The 14,904-nt window shown below is 63.6% G+C and carries 18 protein-coding genes; 11 read left to right on the forward strand and 7 right to left on the reverse strand.

The genetic code is table 11. From position 1 onward, the window contains the following. The first annotated feature begins 83 nt into the window (after positions 1-83). Positions 84-668: a YqaA family protein gene (locus NKI64_RS01130; RefSeq protein WP_023685316.1), complete on the forward strand. Its 585-nt coding sequence runs from the start codon at positions 84-86 to the stop codon at positions 666-668. Between the two features lie 62 nt (positions 669-730). Beyond that, positions 731-1,249 (forward strand): disulfide bond formation protein B, encoded by a 519-nt coding sequence (locus NKI64_RS01135; protein ID WP_023731053.1) that lies wholly within the window; start codon positions 731-733, stop codon positions 1,247-1,249. 266 nt (positions 1,250-1,515) lie between these two features. Here the strand turns inward: NKI64_RS01135 and NKI64_RS01140 are convergent, their stop codons facing one another. Then, the gene (locus NKI64_RS01140; protein ID WP_008874122.1) at positions 1,516-2,073 is read right to left on the reverse strand and encodes an HNH endonuclease; all 558 of its coding nucleotides are present in this window, start codon (positions 2,071-2,073) and stop codon (positions 1,516-1,518) included. 128 nt (positions 2,074-2,201) lie between these two features. Then, positions 2,202-2,843, reverse strand: coding sequence for a DNA-3-methyladenine glycosylase family protein (locus NKI64_RS01145; RefSeq protein WP_023685318.1), 642 nt, complete (start codon positions 2,841-2,843; stop codon positions 2,202-2,204). 74 nt (positions 2,844-2,917) lie between these two features. On the opposite strand from NKI64_RS01145, the gene gluQRS reads away from it, so the two are divergent. Next, on the forward strand, positions 2,918-3,793 hold the full coding sequence (gene gluQRS / locus NKI64_RS01150; protein WP_352666231.1) for a tRNA glutamyl-Q(34) synthetase GluQRS: 876 nt from the start codon (positions 2,918-2,920) through the stop codon (positions 3,791-3,793). Here the strand turns inward: gluQRS and NKI64_RS01155 are convergent, their stop codons facing one another. Continuing rightward, the gene (locus NKI64_RS01155; protein ID WP_023671677.1) at positions 3,794-4,081 is read right to left on the reverse strand and encodes a hypothetical protein; all 288 of its coding nucleotides are present in this window, start codon (positions 4,079-4,081) and stop codon (positions 3,794-3,796) included. Between the two features lie 218 nt (positions 4,082-4,299). Between NKI64_RS01155 and NKI64_RS01160 the strand changes: the two genes are divergently transcribed. Beyond that, on the forward strand, positions 4,300-5,175 hold the full coding sequence (locus tag NKI64_RS01160) for a DMT family transporter (protein WP_031193215.1): 876 nt from the start codon (positions 4,300-4,302) through the stop codon (positions 5,173-5,175). Here NKI64_RS01160 and NKI64_RS01165 read toward each other — a convergent pair. After that, on the reverse strand, positions 5,172-6,023 hold the full coding sequence (locus NKI64_RS01165) for a YihY/virulence factor BrkB family protein (RefSeq protein ID WP_352666233.1): 852 nt from the start codon (positions 6,021-6,023) through the stop codon (positions 5,172-5,174). The two genes, NKI64_RS01160 and NKI64_RS01165, sit on opposite strands and share 4 nt — an antisense overlap. 60 nt (positions 6,024-6,083) lie before the next feature. Between NKI64_RS01165 and NKI64_RS01170 the strand changes: the two genes are divergently transcribed. The 7 genes from NKI64_RS01170 to NKI64_RS01200 all read left to right on the forward strand — a co-directional run bounded on the left by NKI64_RS01170 (position 6,084) and on the right by NKI64_RS01200 (position 11,513). Then, positions 6,084-6,950 carry an SDR family oxidoreductase gene (locus NKI64_RS01170; protein WP_352666235.1) on the forward strand — a complete coding sequence of 289 codons (867 nt, stop codon included), beginning with the start codon at positions 6,084-6,086 and terminating at the stop codon, positions 6,948-6,950. 24 nt (positions 6,951-6,974) lie between these two features. Beyond that, on the forward strand, positions 6,975-7,166 hold the full coding sequence (locus tag NKI64_RS01175) for a twin transmembrane helix small protein (RefSeq protein WP_023671673.1): 192 nt from the start codon (positions 6,975-6,977) through the stop codon (positions 7,164-7,166). A 19-nt stretch (positions 7,167-7,185) separates the two neighbouring features. Next, positions 7,186-7,767 (forward strand): cob(I)yrinic acid a,c-diamide adenosyltransferase, encoded by a 582-nt coding sequence (locus NKI64_RS01180; protein WP_023698700.1) that lies wholly within the window; start codon positions 7,186-7,188, stop codon positions 7,765-7,767. Between the two features lie 31 nt (positions 7,768-7,798). Beyond that, complete coding sequence (locus NKI64_RS01185) at positions 7,799-8,599, forward strand: rhomboid family intramembrane serine protease (RefSeq protein ID WP_023671671.1); 801 nt, start codon at positions 7,799-7,801, stop codon at positions 8,597-8,599. A 215-nt stretch (positions 8,600-8,814) separates the two neighbouring features. Next, positions 8,815-9,564, forward strand: coding sequence for an electron transfer flavoprotein subunit beta/FixA family protein (locus NKI64_RS01190; protein ID WP_023671670.1), 750 nt, complete (start codon positions 8,815-8,817; stop codon positions 9,562-9,564). A gap of 20 nt (positions 9,565-9,584) precedes the next feature. Continuing rightward, positions 9,585-10,514 carry an electron transfer flavoprotein subunit alpha/FixB family protein gene (locus tag NKI64_RS01195; RefSeq protein WP_023671669.1) on the forward strand — a complete coding sequence of 310 codons (930 nt, stop codon included), beginning with the start codon at positions 9,585-9,587 and terminating at the stop codon, positions 10,512-10,514. A gap of 120 nt (positions 10,515-10,634) precedes the next feature. Then, on the forward strand, positions 10,635-11,513 hold the full coding sequence (locus tag NKI64_RS01200) for a 3-hydroxybutyryl-CoA dehydrogenase (protein ID WP_023671668.1): 879 nt from the start codon (positions 10,635-10,637) through the stop codon (positions 11,511-11,513). 27 nt (positions 11,514-11,540) lie between these two features. Here the strand turns inward: NKI64_RS01200 and NKI64_RS01205 are convergent, their stop codons facing one another. The 3 genes from NKI64_RS01205 to NKI64_RS01215 all read right to left on the reverse strand — a co-directional run bounded on the left by NKI64_RS01205 (position 11,541) and on the right by NKI64_RS01215 (position 14,869). Further along, the gene (locus NKI64_RS01205) at positions 11,541-13,475 is read right to left on the reverse strand and encodes a PAS domain S-box protein (protein WP_050587141.1); all 1,935 of its coding nucleotides are present in this window, start codon (positions 13,473-13,475) and stop codon (positions 11,541-11,543) included. Positions 13,476-13,677: 202 nt separating this feature from the next. Beyond that, entirely contained in the window at positions 13,678-14,316 is a 639-nt protein-coding gene (locus NKI64_RS01210; protein ID WP_352666239.1) for an NrsF family protein, read from the reverse strand. A gap of 1 nt (position 14,317) precedes the next feature. Further along, entirely contained in the window at positions 14,318-14,869 is a 552-nt protein-coding gene (locus NKI64_RS01215) for a sigma-70 family RNA polymerase sigma factor (protein ID WP_023671665.1), read from the reverse strand. Between the last annotated feature and the right edge of the window lie 35 nt (positions 14,870-14,904).

Genomic DNA, 14,904 nt, shown 5'->3' on the forward strand with positions numbered 1-14,904 from the left:
CCATTGTGCGGCGCGGAAAACCTTTCTAGACAGACGCGTATCAAAGCGCGTTGCGTCTGGGCAACTTGCATCCAGGAGAGCCGATGCTTCGCGGACTTTACGACTGGACCTTGTCGCTGGCGGCCCGCAAATCCGCCGAATGGTGGCTGGCCTTCATCGCCTTCGTCGAAAGCTCGGTGTTTTTCATACCTGCCGACGTCTTGTACCTGCCCATGGCGTTGGCGCGGCCCGAACGCGCCTATCGCTATGCGCTGACCGCCACTGTCGCGTCGGTGCTGGGCGGCATTGCCGGCTGGCTGATCGGTTACTATGCCTACGACACGATAGCACGGCCGATGCTGGAGCACTTTGGCGGCCTTGACGCGTTCGAGAGGTGGCAGTCGGCCGGCACCGGGCTGATGCTGGTGCTGCTTGTCACATCGGGTGCCGCCCACTTGCCGCCGATCAAGGTGGTCACCATTCTGGCAGGCGCCCTCCACGTCAATCTTGTCGTCTTCATCGTCTCCGCCATCCTGGCGCGTGGCGCTCGTTTCCTGCTTCTTGCCTGGCTGCTGCGCCGCTATGGCGAGGAGATCAAGGAATTCATCGAGAAGCGTTTGGGATTGATCGTCGGCGCCGGCGCCGCCGCCCTGATTTTGCTCTATATCGTCGTCAAATACGCCTTCTAACCGCCCAAGGCGGGCGGTGGGTCAGGACTATGCCGGCGGACGGCGAATTCAACGGACGAAACATGACAGCCACGATGACAGCCGATACCGGACGCCAGCGGACGCGCACCGCTTTGTTTCTCGCCGTCGCCATGGCCGCCACGGTCGGCTCCGCGCTCGCCTTCCAGCACATAGGCGGCTACATCCCCTGCCATCTGTGCCTGGAGCAGCGCACGCCCTATTATATCGGCGCCCCGCTGATGCTGCTGGCGGTGATTGCCTCGATGCTTAGCGCGCCCGCATGGCTGACGCGCGGCCTGCTTGCCGTCGGCGGCCTGCTGATGCTCTATGGCCTCTATCTCGGCGTCTATCATTCGGGCGTCGAATGGGCCTGGTGGCAGGGCCCGGCCGATTGCACGGCCGGCGCCGGCCCGGTCGACACCGGCGGCAAGGGCGTGCTCGACGCGCTCGACAAATTCGTGCCGCCATCCTGCGACAAGGCAGCCCTTCGTATCCTCGGCCTGTCGCTGGCCGGCTGGAACGCCATCGCCAGCTTCATCCTCGCCGCCATCGCCTTCCGCGGCGCGCTGGCGCGCGACTAATCAAGTGCGAGGTCGCGCCATGCGGCCAGTCTCTAAATGTTGGCACCGCCCCTCATTGCCCTGCCGGGCATTTCTCCCCGTGTAGTGACGGGGAGAAAGACGCAGTCATCGATGGTTTCGCCAATCCCGAACGCTGAAAAAAGGGCGCCAGATTTGCAGCCAATTCCCTTCTCCCCGTCACAATACGGGGAGAAGGTGGCGGCAGCCGGATGAGGGGCAGCACCTGACATCGGCGATTGCCCTGGCAAGGCCGATCGGGCCAATCCCTATGGCTCCAACTCCACATCCCAGTAGAGATAATCCATCCAGCTTTCATGCAGATGGTTGGGCGGGAACAGCCGGCCATTGTTGTGCAGGTCGTGCACGGTCGGCTGGTAGGGCTTCTGCAGCGGCCACATCTTGGCGTGCGCCGGCATCATGCCGCCCTTCCTCAGATTGCAGGGTGAACAGGCGGCCACGACATTCTCCCACGTCGTCGCCCCGCCGCGATGGCGCGGGATGACGTGGTCGAAGGTCAGATCCTCGGGCGTGCCGCAATACTGGCACTGGAAGCGGTCGCGCAGGAACACGTTGAAGCGGGTGAATGCCGGGTGCCTCGACGGCTTCACATAGGCCTTCAGGCTGACGACGCTGGGCAGCTTCATCGAAAAGGTCGGCGAAGACACCGCATGCTCGTATTCGGCGACGATGTTGACCCGGTCGAGGAACACCGCCTTGATGGCGTCCTGCCAGGACCAGAGCGACAAGGGGTAATAGCTGAGCGGACGGTAATCCGCATTCAGCACCAGCGCAGGAAGCCCATCCGGAGATACGGCAACCGTCACCTTGTTGACCTCCTCATTCTAGAACCGATCGGCGCGGATACTGTAAGCCCGACATGACAGGGATGTGAAGCGGATTGTCACTCGTCAAAAGCGGCAAAAATGCAGGATTTTAACGCTTTTTTGCCGATTCAGGCGGGGGGTGCTGCGTCCCTGCCCCTGGTTTCGCGATAATAGGACCAGAAAAGCCGCGATGCGACACCTCGCCACGGGCTCCATGATTCGGCCAGGGCGATGAGCGTTTTCTCCGGCGGACGCGGTTCGATGCCCAACGCGTGGCCGACCGCGCTTTGCAGCGCGACGTCGCGAGCGGGGAAAATATCGGGGTGGCCGGCGGCAAACAGGAGATAGACTTCCGCCGTCCACGGGCCGATGCCCGGCACCGCGATCATAGCCGCGATCGCCTCTTCGGCGTCGAGCGAACAGAGGTGATGCAGGTCGAGCCCCTCAACCACAGCCTGCGCAACCGCGATCAGACCGCGCTGCTTCGGCCGCGACAGCCCGGCCTCGCGAAACATGTCCTCGCCGGCGGCAAGGATCGCCTGCGGCGTTAGCGGATCGACCAGTTTCACCAGCCGGCCGAAAATGGCATCGGCGCTCGCACGGGATACTTGTTGCGAAACGATAATGGAGGCCAGGCTTCGAAAGCCGGGCTCCGACAGCCGCAGCGGCACCTCGCCGGCCATGCCGCGCACCTTTTCCAGGCGCGGATCGATTGCGCAAAGCGCATCCAGCCCGCGCGCAATATCGTCCAGTGTCGCGATGCGTTGCATGTTTTCTTGTTCCTGAACCGACCTCACGGTAGCAATTGGCAAAACCGCTGCACAACCCGATTGCCGCTTGTGAGATGACGCTCCTGACATTCCGCTTCGCGCCGAGCCCGAATGGCGAACTGCATCTCGGCCATGCCTATTCGGCACTGCTCAACCAGCAACTGGCGCGTGCGGCCGGCGGCCGCCTGCTGCTGCGCATCGAGGACATCGACACGATCCGCTGCACGCCTGAATTCGAGGCCGGCATCTTTCGCGACCTCGAATGGTTAGGTCTCGAATGGGAACAGCCGGTGCGGCGCCAGGCCGAGCATTTCTCCGACTATCAGGCCGTGCTCGACCGGCTGGTCCGCGAAGAACTCGTCTACCCTGCCTTTATGAGCCGTGGCGAGATCAGGGCCTTCATCGCCGACAGCGAAAAGCGCGGCCGCGGCTGGCCGCGCGACCCGGACGGCGTGCCGCTTTATCCCGCCGCCGACAAGGCGCTGCCGGTCAGCGAACGCAACCGCCGCATCGCCGAAAATGCGCCCTTCGCCTGGCGCCTCGACATTGATGCAGCGCTGGCGCGCGTCGGCACGGATTTGTCCTGGCGCGAATTCACCAACGAGACGCTTTCGGCGACGCAGCGCGTCGAGGCGCGTCCGCAGGACTGGGGCGACGTCATTCTGGCGCGCCGCGACATACGGACCAGCTATCACCTGGCCGTCGTCGTCGACGACGCCCTGCAAGGTGTGAGCCATGTCGTGCGTGGCCGCGACCTCTATTCCGCGACCGGCATCCAGCGCCTGCTGCAGGAATTGCTCGGCCTCGGCCAGCCGCAGTATTTCCACCACCGTCTCATACTCGGACCGGATGGGCGCAAACTGTCGAAGAGTTTTGCTGATACCGGCCTTGCCGCGCTGAGGCAGGCAGGCATGTCGCCGGACGATGTCAGGCGGCTGGTCGGGCTATGACTAAAGCCGGGCCAGCCCCGCCTTGAGCAGCGCCAACGCGCCGATAAACGCGAAGGCGCCGCCCAGTCCCCAGGCAACCGCGAGCTTCAGATCTCTCAGGACGATGCCATGTTCGTTCGCGGCCATGACCGCGGCGAAAAAGCCGAGCGTGAACAGCAGCGTGTTGCCGGTCGACCCAAAACCGTCCTCCTGCATGATGGCGTCGAGCGCTGAGCCGAAGAAGAAGCCGAACACGGCCACACTGGCCACCGTCATCAACAGCCAGCTTGTATCGAGATGCAACAGCATGCGCGCTCCCTGTCGAAGCCGAAACGCCATGTCGCCGGATCGATCGACAGAAGTCGATTGCCCTGACGCCGCCCTTTGAATTCGGCCACCTCCTACATCAGGATGAGCTTATGTACCAATTGTTTCACTTTGCTTGCCGGATTGAACCGCATTAGAGCAATTGCCGTATTTGTCTCTTCACCGAATCGGACCTCTCCACCGGAAACGGCTTCCCCGAAATGCACAGTCTCAAGCGGTTCATCCCCGCCTCGTTTGTCGTCCTGTGGGCGACAGGTTTCATAGGCGCGCGCTACGCCATGCCCTGGGCGGAGCCCTTCACCTTTCTGGCGGCCCGCTTTGTCATCGCCGCCTTGCTGCTCGCCGGCCTGATGCTCGTGCTTGGCTCGAAGCGAGCCACAAGGGTAGAAGCGCTTCACGCCACGGTCTCTGGCATCCTCATGCATGGCATCTATCTCGGCGCGGTGTTCTGGGCGATCCACAGGGGCATGCCCGCCGGGCTTTCGGCGCTGATCGTCGGCCTGCAACCGCTGATCACGGCCGTGCTTGCCGGCCGGTTCCTCGGCGAGGCCATCCTGCCGCGCCACTGGGCCGGCCTTGCCGTCGGCCTTGTGGGGGTGATCATCGTGCTGTGGCCGAAGCTCGGCGCTCTCGGCGGCGGCGTTACGCCCGAAACCCTGTCGGCGTCGCTGGTCTCGGTGCTGGGCATGAGCGCCGGGACCATCTGGCAGAAGCGCTATGCCTCGGGTGGCGACCTGGTGGCGGCGACGATGTGGCAATATATCGGCGGCGGCTCGCTGATGATCCTGGCTTCGCTGGCCCTTGAGACCCACACGGTGATCATCAACGGCGAACTGATCTTCGCCATGGCCTGGCTGGTCCTGGTGCTGTCGATCGGCGCCATCTTCTTGCTGATGGTGATGATCCGCGACGGCGAGATGTCGAAGGTCGCGTCGCTGTTCTACCTGGTGCCGGTCGTCACCGCTGTCATCGCCTGGGCGCTGTTCGGCGAACGGCTCAGCCTCGTGCAGATCGTCGGCATGGCAATCGCGACGCTCGGCGTCGGGCTGGCCACGGCTCGGCCAGCCAAAACCTAGCTGCCGACACGTGCGCGCGCTTCGAGAAAGCGGCTGATCGCGGCGTTGAGTTCGCCGCCGAGGATGAAGATTGCCGACAGCATATAGAGGAAAACCACGGCGATCATGATCGAGGCAAGCCCCGCATAGGTCGTCACATAGGACGAGAAGTGATCGAGATAGGTCGCGAACATGGTCGAGCCGACAAGCCACGCGGCCAGCGTGAAGATGATGCCCGGCACCAGCGAAACGAAACGGCGCTTGCCTGCCGGCAGCCAGTAATGCACGGCAAACAAGCCGCCGATAATGACGGTTGAGGCGATGACGTAACGCCACAGCGTGATCGTGCCAATATAGGGCTTGATCCATTCGATATGCGCTTCGGCGAGCCGCGCGAGCAGCGGCGCGAACACCAGGAGCACGCTGATCGCCAGGAAACCGGCCGTCGCGATCAGCACGAAGATGATGCTCTGCACCCGGCGGTAGATGATACCGCGCGTTTCGGCGACGCGGTAGGCGCGGTTGAGCGAGGTGCGCAGCGCCTCGATGCCGTTGGAGGCGAAATAGGCGGCCAGCAGCACACCGTAGGTCAAAAGGTCGGTGCGCCGCACGGTCAGCACGTTGAGCACTTCGCGCGCGATAGGCTTGGCGATCTGTTCGGGCCAGGTGTCGAAGACCAGGTGCACGGCAGTATCGGCGAACGCCTGCGCACCGAGGAAGCTCGCCAGCGTGGTGGCGAAGATCAGGAACGGGAACAGCGCCATCAGCGAAGTGATCGCCAGATGGCTGGCCATGGCCCAGCCGTCATCGGTGTTGAAATGGCCAAGCGCGTCATAGAGCACGCGGCGCAGCACGACGATATTCCGCATCAAGAGCCGCGTTCCCTTCGATTGTCTCGACGCCGCGAATATGGGAAGGGATTGTGGCAAATGGCAACCCTTGCTCAAACCACGATCCCGCCTGCCAAAGAGTTGCGCACCATCATCGTCACCGGCGCCTCGTCCGGGATAGGCGCCCACTGCGCCCGTGCGCTGAAGGCGGATGGCTGGCGCGTGTTTGCAACGGCGCGCAAGCCGGATGACATAGCCGCGCTTGAAGCCGACGGCATCGAGGCCTTTTATCTCGACTACCGTGAGCCGGATTCCATCGCAGCACTTGCGGCATCGGTGCTGGAGCGGACAGGCGGACGCCTCGACGCCCTGTTCAACAACGGCGCCCATGCACAGCCCGGCGCCGTGGAAGACCTGCCGGTTGCGGCATTGCGCGAGCAGTTCGAGGCCAATTTCTTCGGCTGGCACGACCTCACCCGACGCATCGTACCGGTAATGCGTCGCCAGGGACATGGCCGCCTCGTTCATTGTTCCTCGATCCTTGGGCTAGCGCCGGTGCCTTTTCGCGGCGCCTACTCAGCCTCCAAGCACGCGCTCGAAGGCCTGATGCTGTGCATGCAGCAGGAACTCAGGGGCAGCGGCATCCATGTCTCGCTGATCGAACCGGGGCCGGTGACCTCGAAAATCGCCAGCAACGGGCTGTTCTGGTTCCTGAAAAACATCGACCACGAGAATTCCGTCCACCACGTCGCCTATGCCACGCAGCTGGCGCGGCTTCGGGCCGGCGGCAGCTCATCACGGCTGAAAAAGGGGCCGGAGGTGGTCTATGCGGCCTTGCGCCATGCACTTCTGTCGCGGCGCCCGCGCCCGCACTATGTGGTAACAGTGCCGGCCAGGATTGGCGTGATGCTCAAGCGCATCCTGCCGGCATCGATGCTCTACCGCGTTCTGGCCAGACGCGCCTGACCGCAACAGAACTGGGAACAGATCATGGCAACCGTCATCAAAGTCCTCCTCGTCCTCGTCATGGTCGCCGTGGTGATCGTGCTTGTCCGCGGCCTCATCAACATGATGCGCGGCGGCTCCGGTGTGAGCTCGAACAAGCTGATGCAGGCGCGCGTGCTGTTGCAGGCGCTGGCGTTGGCACTGATCCTGCTGGTGGTGTACTTCACCCGCAAGTGACGGCCGTTCGGGAGGCGACGTGGTCAAGCTCAACAAGATCTACACCCGCACCGGCGATGACGGCACCACTGGCCTCGGCACCAGTGAACGCAGGCTGAAATCCGACCTGCGCGTCGATGCCTACGGCACCGTCGATGAAGCCAATGCCTGCATCGGCATCGCCCGCCTGCACACAGCGGCAAGTTATCCCGCCATCGACGCCATGCTGTCCCGCATCCAGAACGATTTGTTCGACCTCGGCGCCGATCTCGCCGTGCCCGACGACGGCAAGCCGCTGGGCTACGAGCCGCTGCGCATCATCGCCTCGCAGACCGACCGCGTCGAAAAGGATATCGACCTTCTCAACAAGGATCTGCAGCCGCTCAAATCCTTCGTGCTCAATGGCGGCACGCCGGCGGCGGCAGCACTTCATCTTGCCCGCACCGTGGCGCGACGGGCCGAGCGGATCATGGTGGCGCTGGCGCAGGACCCGGCCGAACATGTCAATCGCGAGGGGCTGAAATACATAAACCGCGTCTCCGACTTTCTGTTCGTCGCCGCCCGTGCGGTCAATGACAACGGAAATGCCGACGTGTTATGGGTGCCCGGCAAGAACCGCTGAATTTTCTCGAAGGCGGGAAAGGGCTTGGGGCATGTTCATCCCGCTTTACGACTCCAACAGGTTGCGCCACATCCGGCTGCAATATGTGACGATCGGCCTGATCGCGGCCAACGTGTTGGTCTTTCTCATCACGACGATCGGCGGCGAAAATTTCAACAACGCAGCCGTGCTCGGCTTCGGCTTCATTCCTTCGGTTGTCCACGACACGGCAGAACTCTCGCCCCAATTCGTCGTCATTCCCGAGAGCCTGAGTTACCTTACCTATGCCTTCCTGCATGCCGATATCTTTCATCTCGGCGGCAACATGCTGTTCCTGTGGGTGTTCGGCGATAATGTCGAGGACGCACTCGGCCACATCCGCTACCTCATCTTCTACCTGCTTTGCGCCATCGCCGGCGCCTTCTTCCAGGGGCTCGTCGCCTGGAGTTCGGAGGTTCCGCTGATCGGCGCCTCCGGCGCCATTGCCGGCGTCGTCGCCGCCTATCTGGTCCTCTACCCCCGGGTGAAAGTGTGGGTGCTGGTCTTTGCCCGGATTCCGCTGCGTATCCCGGCCTTCATCCCGCTGATCCTGTGGATCGGCTTCCAGGTGGTGATGTTTGCCGCCGGCGGCGAAAACCAGATATCCTGGGCCTGCCACATTGGCGGCATCATTGCCGGTGGCGTGCTGGTGCTCATCATGCGCAGCCGCGGCGTGCCGCTGCTCGCCGGTGACGACGGCGAGCCGGAACCCGCCGATCAGCCAGCCGCTTCTATTGGGCCGGCGCCAGCCGGTCCGGCTCCCGTGCAACCTGAGACGCGTTGGGGCCGGGGTGGCGCTTCCGGTCACAACTGAACCGATTTGAGTGGTTTGGCCGCTGCCGTGGCATATTGACGTGTTGCGTCGCCACAACTACGGAGAGCGCCACCGCTAGGCGGCAGAAGACCAGAATTCGTCCGGCCAGGATTCCGTTTGGCCGGAATTCAGTCAGGAATGTCGGCTTTCGACAACTCTGCGGAGGCGCACGCTGCTATAGCGCGCCCGGATATCTCAGGAGAGGTGACAGGCAAATGAAGATCCTTGTGCCCGTGAAGCGGGTTGTGGATGCGAACGTCAAGGTTCGCGTCAAGGCTGATGGTTCGGCGGTTGAACTCGCCAATGTCAAGATGGCGATGAACCCGTTCGACGAGATCGCGGTGGAAGAGGCACTCCGGCTGAAGGAAGCCGGCAAGGCCGAAGAGATCATCGTCGTTTCGATCGGCCCGCAGCAGGCGCAGGAAACGCTCCGCACCGCGCTCGCCATGGGCGCCGACCGCGCCATCCTGGTCAAGACAGATGAACAGACCGAGCCGCTCGGCGTCGCCAAGGTGCTGAAGGGCGTCGTCGACGCCGAGCAGCCCGGCCTCGTGATCCTCGGCAAGCAGGCGATCGATGATGACTCGAACCAGACCGGCCAGATGCTGGCCGCCCTGCTCGGCTGGGCACAGGGCACTTTCGCCTCCAAGGTCGTGCTCGACGGCGACAAGGCCAAGGTGACGCGCGAAGTCGATGGCGGCCTGCAGACGGTGGAACTGAAGATGCCGGCGATCATCACCGCCGATCTTCGCCTCAACCAGCCGCGCTACGCCTCGCTGCCCAACATCATGAAGGCCAAGAAGAAGCCGCTCGACGAAAAGAGCCCGGCCGATTACGGCGCCGACGTCAAGCCGCGCCTGAAGGTGCTCAAGACCGAGGAGCCCAGCGGCCGCAAGGCGGGCGTGAAGGTCAAGAGCGTCGCCGAACTGGTCGACAAGCTGAAGAACGAAGCCGGCGTGCTCTGAGACTGGAAGGAACAGATAAAATGACCATTCTCCTCATCGCAGAACACGACAACGCAACTCTTTCCGACCAGACCGCCAAAGCGCTCTCGGCGGCGCTGCAGATCGGTTCGGACGTGCATGTGCTGGTCGCCGGCAAAGGCGCCAAAGGCGCTGCCGACGCCGCCGCCAAGCTCAAGGGCGTGAGCAAGGTGCTGCTGGCCGAGGCCGACGAACTGGCCGAGCGCCTCGCCGAACCGCTCGCCGCACTCGTTGTCTCGCTGGCCGGCGCCTACGACACCATAATCGGGCCGGCGACCTCGTCGGGCAAGAACGTCGCGCCGCGCGTGGCGGCCCTGCTCGATGTCGCGCAAGTCTCCGAGATCATCGAAGTGGTTTCACCAGACACGTTCAAGCGGCCGATCTATGCTGGCAATGCGATCCAGACGGTGCAGTCTACCGACGCCAAGAGGGTCATCACTGTGCGCACCGCCTCCTTCCAGGCTGCCCCCGAGGGCGGCTCGGCAGCTGTCGAGACGGTCAAGGCCGCGGCCAATCCCGGCCTCTCCACTTTCGTCGAGAACAAACTCTCGGAAACCGACCGTCCGGAGCTGACCTCGGCCAAGATCATCATTTCGGGCGGCCGCGCGCTCGGTTCCTCGGAAAAGTTCCAGGAAGTCATCCTGCCGGTCGCCGACAAGCTCGGTGCAGCCGTCGGCGCCTCGCGCGCTGCCGTCGACGCCGGCTACGCCCCGAATGACTGGCAGGTCGGCCAGACCGGCAAGGTCGTGGCGCCTGACCTCTATATTGCCGTCGGCATTTCCGGCGCCATCCAGCACCTTGCCGGCATGAAGGATTCGAAGGTCATCGTCGCCATCAACAAGGACGAAGAGGCGCCGATCTTCCAGGTTGCCGATTATGGCCTGGTCGGCGACCTGTTCGTCATCCTGCCGGAACTGCAAAAGGCGCTTTGACGCTTTCTGCCAAAGCGTATTAAATTGTGAAAGGGTGGGGTAGACGAAGCTGCCCCACCCTTTTAGTTTGCACTGCACAAAAAGCAGGCCGCAAAGGCCTTTTCGACGGGATCGCTGCAAATGGCCAAGATCGAGACGATCGGCATCATCGGCGCCGGCCAGATGGGCGGCGGCATCGCGCATGTATCAGCACTTTCGGGTTTCAAGGTGCTGATCTACGACGTCTCGCCCGACCGTATCGAGAAGGGCATTGCCACGGTCAGCGGCAACATGGCCCGCCAGGTCGGCTCCGGCAAGCTTGAGGAAAAGCTGCGTAACGAAGCGATGGCGCGCATTTCCGCAGCCCCCACCATGGCTGATCTCGCCGGTGCCGATCTGGTTATCGAGGCGGCGACCGAGGACGAGACGGTCAAGCGCAAGATTTACGCGCAGCTCTGTCCCCAGCTCAACCCGGAAGCCATTCTGGCGACCAACACCTCGTCGATTTCGATCACCCGGCTTGCCGCGCAGACCGACCGTCCTGAGCGTTTCATCGGCATACATTTCATGAACCCCGTGCCGCTGATGAAGCTGGTCGAACTGGTGCGCGGCATCGCTACCGAGGATCAGACCTTCGAGGCGGCCAAGGCCTATGTGAAACAGCTCGACAAGACCATCACCGTCTCTGAAGATTTTCCGGCCTTCATCGTCAACCGCATTCTGTTGCCGATGATCAACGAGGCGATCTACACGCTCTATGAGGGGGTCGGCTCGGTCGATGCCATCGACACCGCCATGCGGCTCGGCGCCAACCATCCGATGGGACCGCTGCAGCTCGCCGATTTCATCGGCCTCGACACCTGCCTGTCGATTATGCAGGTGCTGCATGACGGCCTGTCGGATTCGAAATATCGCCCCTGCCCGCTGCTGGTGAAATATGTCGAGGCCGGCTGGCTCGGCCGCAAGACCGGGCGCGGCTTCTACGACTATCGCGGCGAGCATCCGGTTCCGACGCGCTAACCACCAGAACGAAAGTTCCGTGCTCCCTCAGGACGCCGCTGCAAGCGGCGGCTCTGCTTGGCCTCTTGACCCGGTATCGTCAGGCGCCACGGAAACACAGCCGCGGCCGGCGGCCTTGGCCGCATAGCAGGCAGCATCGGCCCGGGCGATGATCTCGTCGACTTCACCGCTGTTGCTGTGGATTGGCGCCAGCCCGATGCTGGCATCGATCGCATGCGGCCGGCCGTCCCAGCTGAACTGCAGGCCGCGGATGGCGTCGATGACAGAGCGTGCGGCAATCCTGGCGCCGGCGCTCGGCCCGGCTTTCAGGATGACCGCGAATTCGTCGCCGCCGAGGCGGGCCACGATATCCTCCGGCCCAAGCGCACCGCGAATGGCCTCGGCAACCCGCTTCAGCAAGGCGTCGCCGGCGGCGTGCCCGCCAGTGTCGTTGACCAGCTTGAAATGGTCCAGATCGATGAACATGAAATGATGTTCGCCCGCCGACCTGGCTGTGCCGGCCTTGCGGCTCCGGTCGACCAGTTCCTCCATGGTGCGGATAAAGCTCGAACGGTTGGCAAGGCCGGTCAGCGCATCATGCGCGGCGGCATAGGCGAGCTGGCGCTGCAAGGCGCGCGCATCGGTGAAGTCCTGGAAGACGATGACAAGACCGCAGAACTCCTGGCGGTCGTTCATGATCGGCGACACCACCTGGCGGATGCTGCAGCGTGTGTCGTCGCGACGGATGAGGACGGCGCGACTGTTCTGGTCGGCAGGGCTGGCGCTGCCGAGCGCCGGCCGCGTCATGCCGATCCTTTGCCCGGTTTCTTCGTCCACCGCCCAGTAGACATGGCCAAGCGTCTTGCCGAGCGCCTCCGCGCCAACAACGCCGGTGAGCTTTTCGGCGACCGGGTTCATGAAGGTGATGCGGTTGGCGGCATCGGTGCAGATGACGGCGTCGCCGATCGACTGCAGCGTCACCCTCAGCCGCTCCTTCTCGTCGGCCAGCATTGCCGCCGATACGATGAGGCTTTCCTCGGTTTGCTTGCGCTGGGTGATATCGGTCAGGCTGCCGATGGCCCTGACCAGCCGTCCGTCCTTGTCGCGTTCGAGCGTCTTGCCGCGGTCGAGGATCCAGACCCAGTGGCCATCCTTGTGGCGCATCCGGAACTCGGCTTCGAAGAACGGTGTCCTGCCCTCCAGATGGGCACGATCGGCTTCGGCGACGTTTTCGCGATCGTCGGGGTGGATCATCGCCAGCCAGCGGTCGGGGTCGCCGTCCAGTTCGCCATCGGCATAGCCCAGCATCTTCACCCAGGTGGCGGAGTAGGTGGTGCCGCCCTTCCGCATATCAAGATCCCAGACGCCTTGTCCGGCGCTGGCCAGGGCAAAATTCCAGCGCGTTTCGGCTTCGGCTATGCGCGCCTCGGATTGCTTGCGCGCATCGATATCCTCGATCTGGGAGACCAGGTAGAGCGGGCTCCCGCTCTTCTCGTCGCGAATGACGGAACCGGCAAGATGGGCCCATACCGGCGTGCCGTCCTTCCTGAGGTAGCGCTTTTCGAAGTGGAAGGCGTTGACGGTGCCCGCCCGCATGCCGTCCATCGTCTCACGGCCGATCTGCACATCGTCGGGATGGGTGATCTGAAAGAAGGTCAGCGCCTCGATCTCCTGCTTGCTATAGCCGAGCATGGCGGCGAAGGCCGGGTTGGTTTCATGGATGCGGCCGTCGAGGCCGACAATGGCGATGCCGATCGCCGAATCCTCCATGGCGCGGCGGAAACGCTGCTCGCTTTCGGCGATCTGCCGGCGGTCGTCCAGTATCCGGTAAATGAACAGGGCGGCGAGAATCAGCGCAACGGCGGCGACCGGCACCGATATCTGCAGGCAGAGTTTCAGCACTTCGGCGCTGACATCGAGCCGCGACAGCAGGAGCGCGACCACGGCAGCGCAAAGCCCTCCGGCCGCAAGCACCAAAGCCACGTGACTGTCAGCCCGCAGGCTTTTTCGCTCTCGTCGCATCACTGTGCATGCCACCCCATGCGCAACACATTTCTGCAAAAAACACTGGATGATCGATTTTAAGGAAAGGTTGCGCCGGAGCCACCGGCAACACGGTGAACCCGCAAACAATTGCCGGCATGATTAAGGATCGGTGATTATTGGGCGATCTTGAACCGCCCGGTCACCAGCGCACGAAGAACCGTCCCCCGAGCGCGCCCAGACCGGCGAGGACGGCGATGGCGAGCGTGTACCAGGTGGCGACGAAAAGCGGCGAATCGTCGAAGCAGTGCGCGGCGTAGAAGGTTGCCGCCAGGCCGCCGGCGAGCAGTCCCGCGACCGCCCCGGCCAACACCGGCCGCGTCGGCGCGCCATAGCGCAGCATCCACAGGAAGACGGCAAGCGGGCCGATTCCGATCAGCGGGATGAAGCCCATGCAGATCATCATGTTGGAGCCGACCATGCGCGTGCTCCACATCGGCTCCGGCACCATGAACAGTTCGAGAGCCACCGCCACGGCCACCAGCAGCGGCGCGGCCAGCATCGAGGCCGCGGCTCTTGCCGTCGAAGCGCCCGGCGTTGACAACGCCCGGACCAGGCCAAAGGCGGTGACGGCTAGCACGATGGTGAACACGAACTTCGCCAGGAACCGCATCGTGTGCATGGCGGTCATGATGTCGGGACGCGGGCCGATGGTGAGAAAGAAGACCAGAGCCGCGATCACCGCCGCGGCTGCCGCCGCCATCAACCAGGCCGAGCGCAGCGGCATCGCCTTGCTGCTTGTGTCGGCGTCGAGTGCCTTGATGAGATCCTCCGTCCTCATGTCACTGCCGCCCGAAGCGCCCCTGCCCAAATCGCTTGGCGATCGCGGCAAGCCCGCGATGCAGCGACACCCGCACCGCCGTCTCGCTGACGCCGAGCCTGGCCGCCGTCTCGCCGATGGAGCGGCCGTCGACCGAGATCGAAGAAACGACGGAGCGCTGCGCAGCCGGCAGTCCGTCCAGCGCCCGGTTGATGTCGCGTTCGCTGACGGTCTCGGTTTCCGGCTCGGCAAAGGTCTCGGCGATCTCGTCGATCTCGATTTCGATGCGCCGTCCGCGCCGCCGGAAAGCATCGATCAGCTTGAAGCGGGCTATCGCATAGATCCATGGCAACACCGGCGCGTCCTGGCGCCAGGTATGCCGTTTCACATGAATGGCCAGCAAGGTTTCCTGCACGACATCCTCGGGATCGACCCCGCCCTGTACGATCTTGCGCCTCGCAAAGCCGCGAACCAGCGCGGCGATCCGGTGCAAAAAGTCGGCGTAGGCCCTTTCATCTCCCGCGATCGCGGCCCGCATCAGCCGGGAAAGCTCGGCCTCATCCTTGCCGCTCACAAGAGTTCACTCCCCGATCTTCGCGCCTCGGCACC

It is taken from the genome of Mesorhizobium sp. M0478, from assembly GCF_040321305.1.
Classification (GTDB): domain Bacteria; phylum Pseudomonadota; class Alphaproteobacteria; order Rhizobiales; family Rhizobiaceae; genus Mesorhizobium.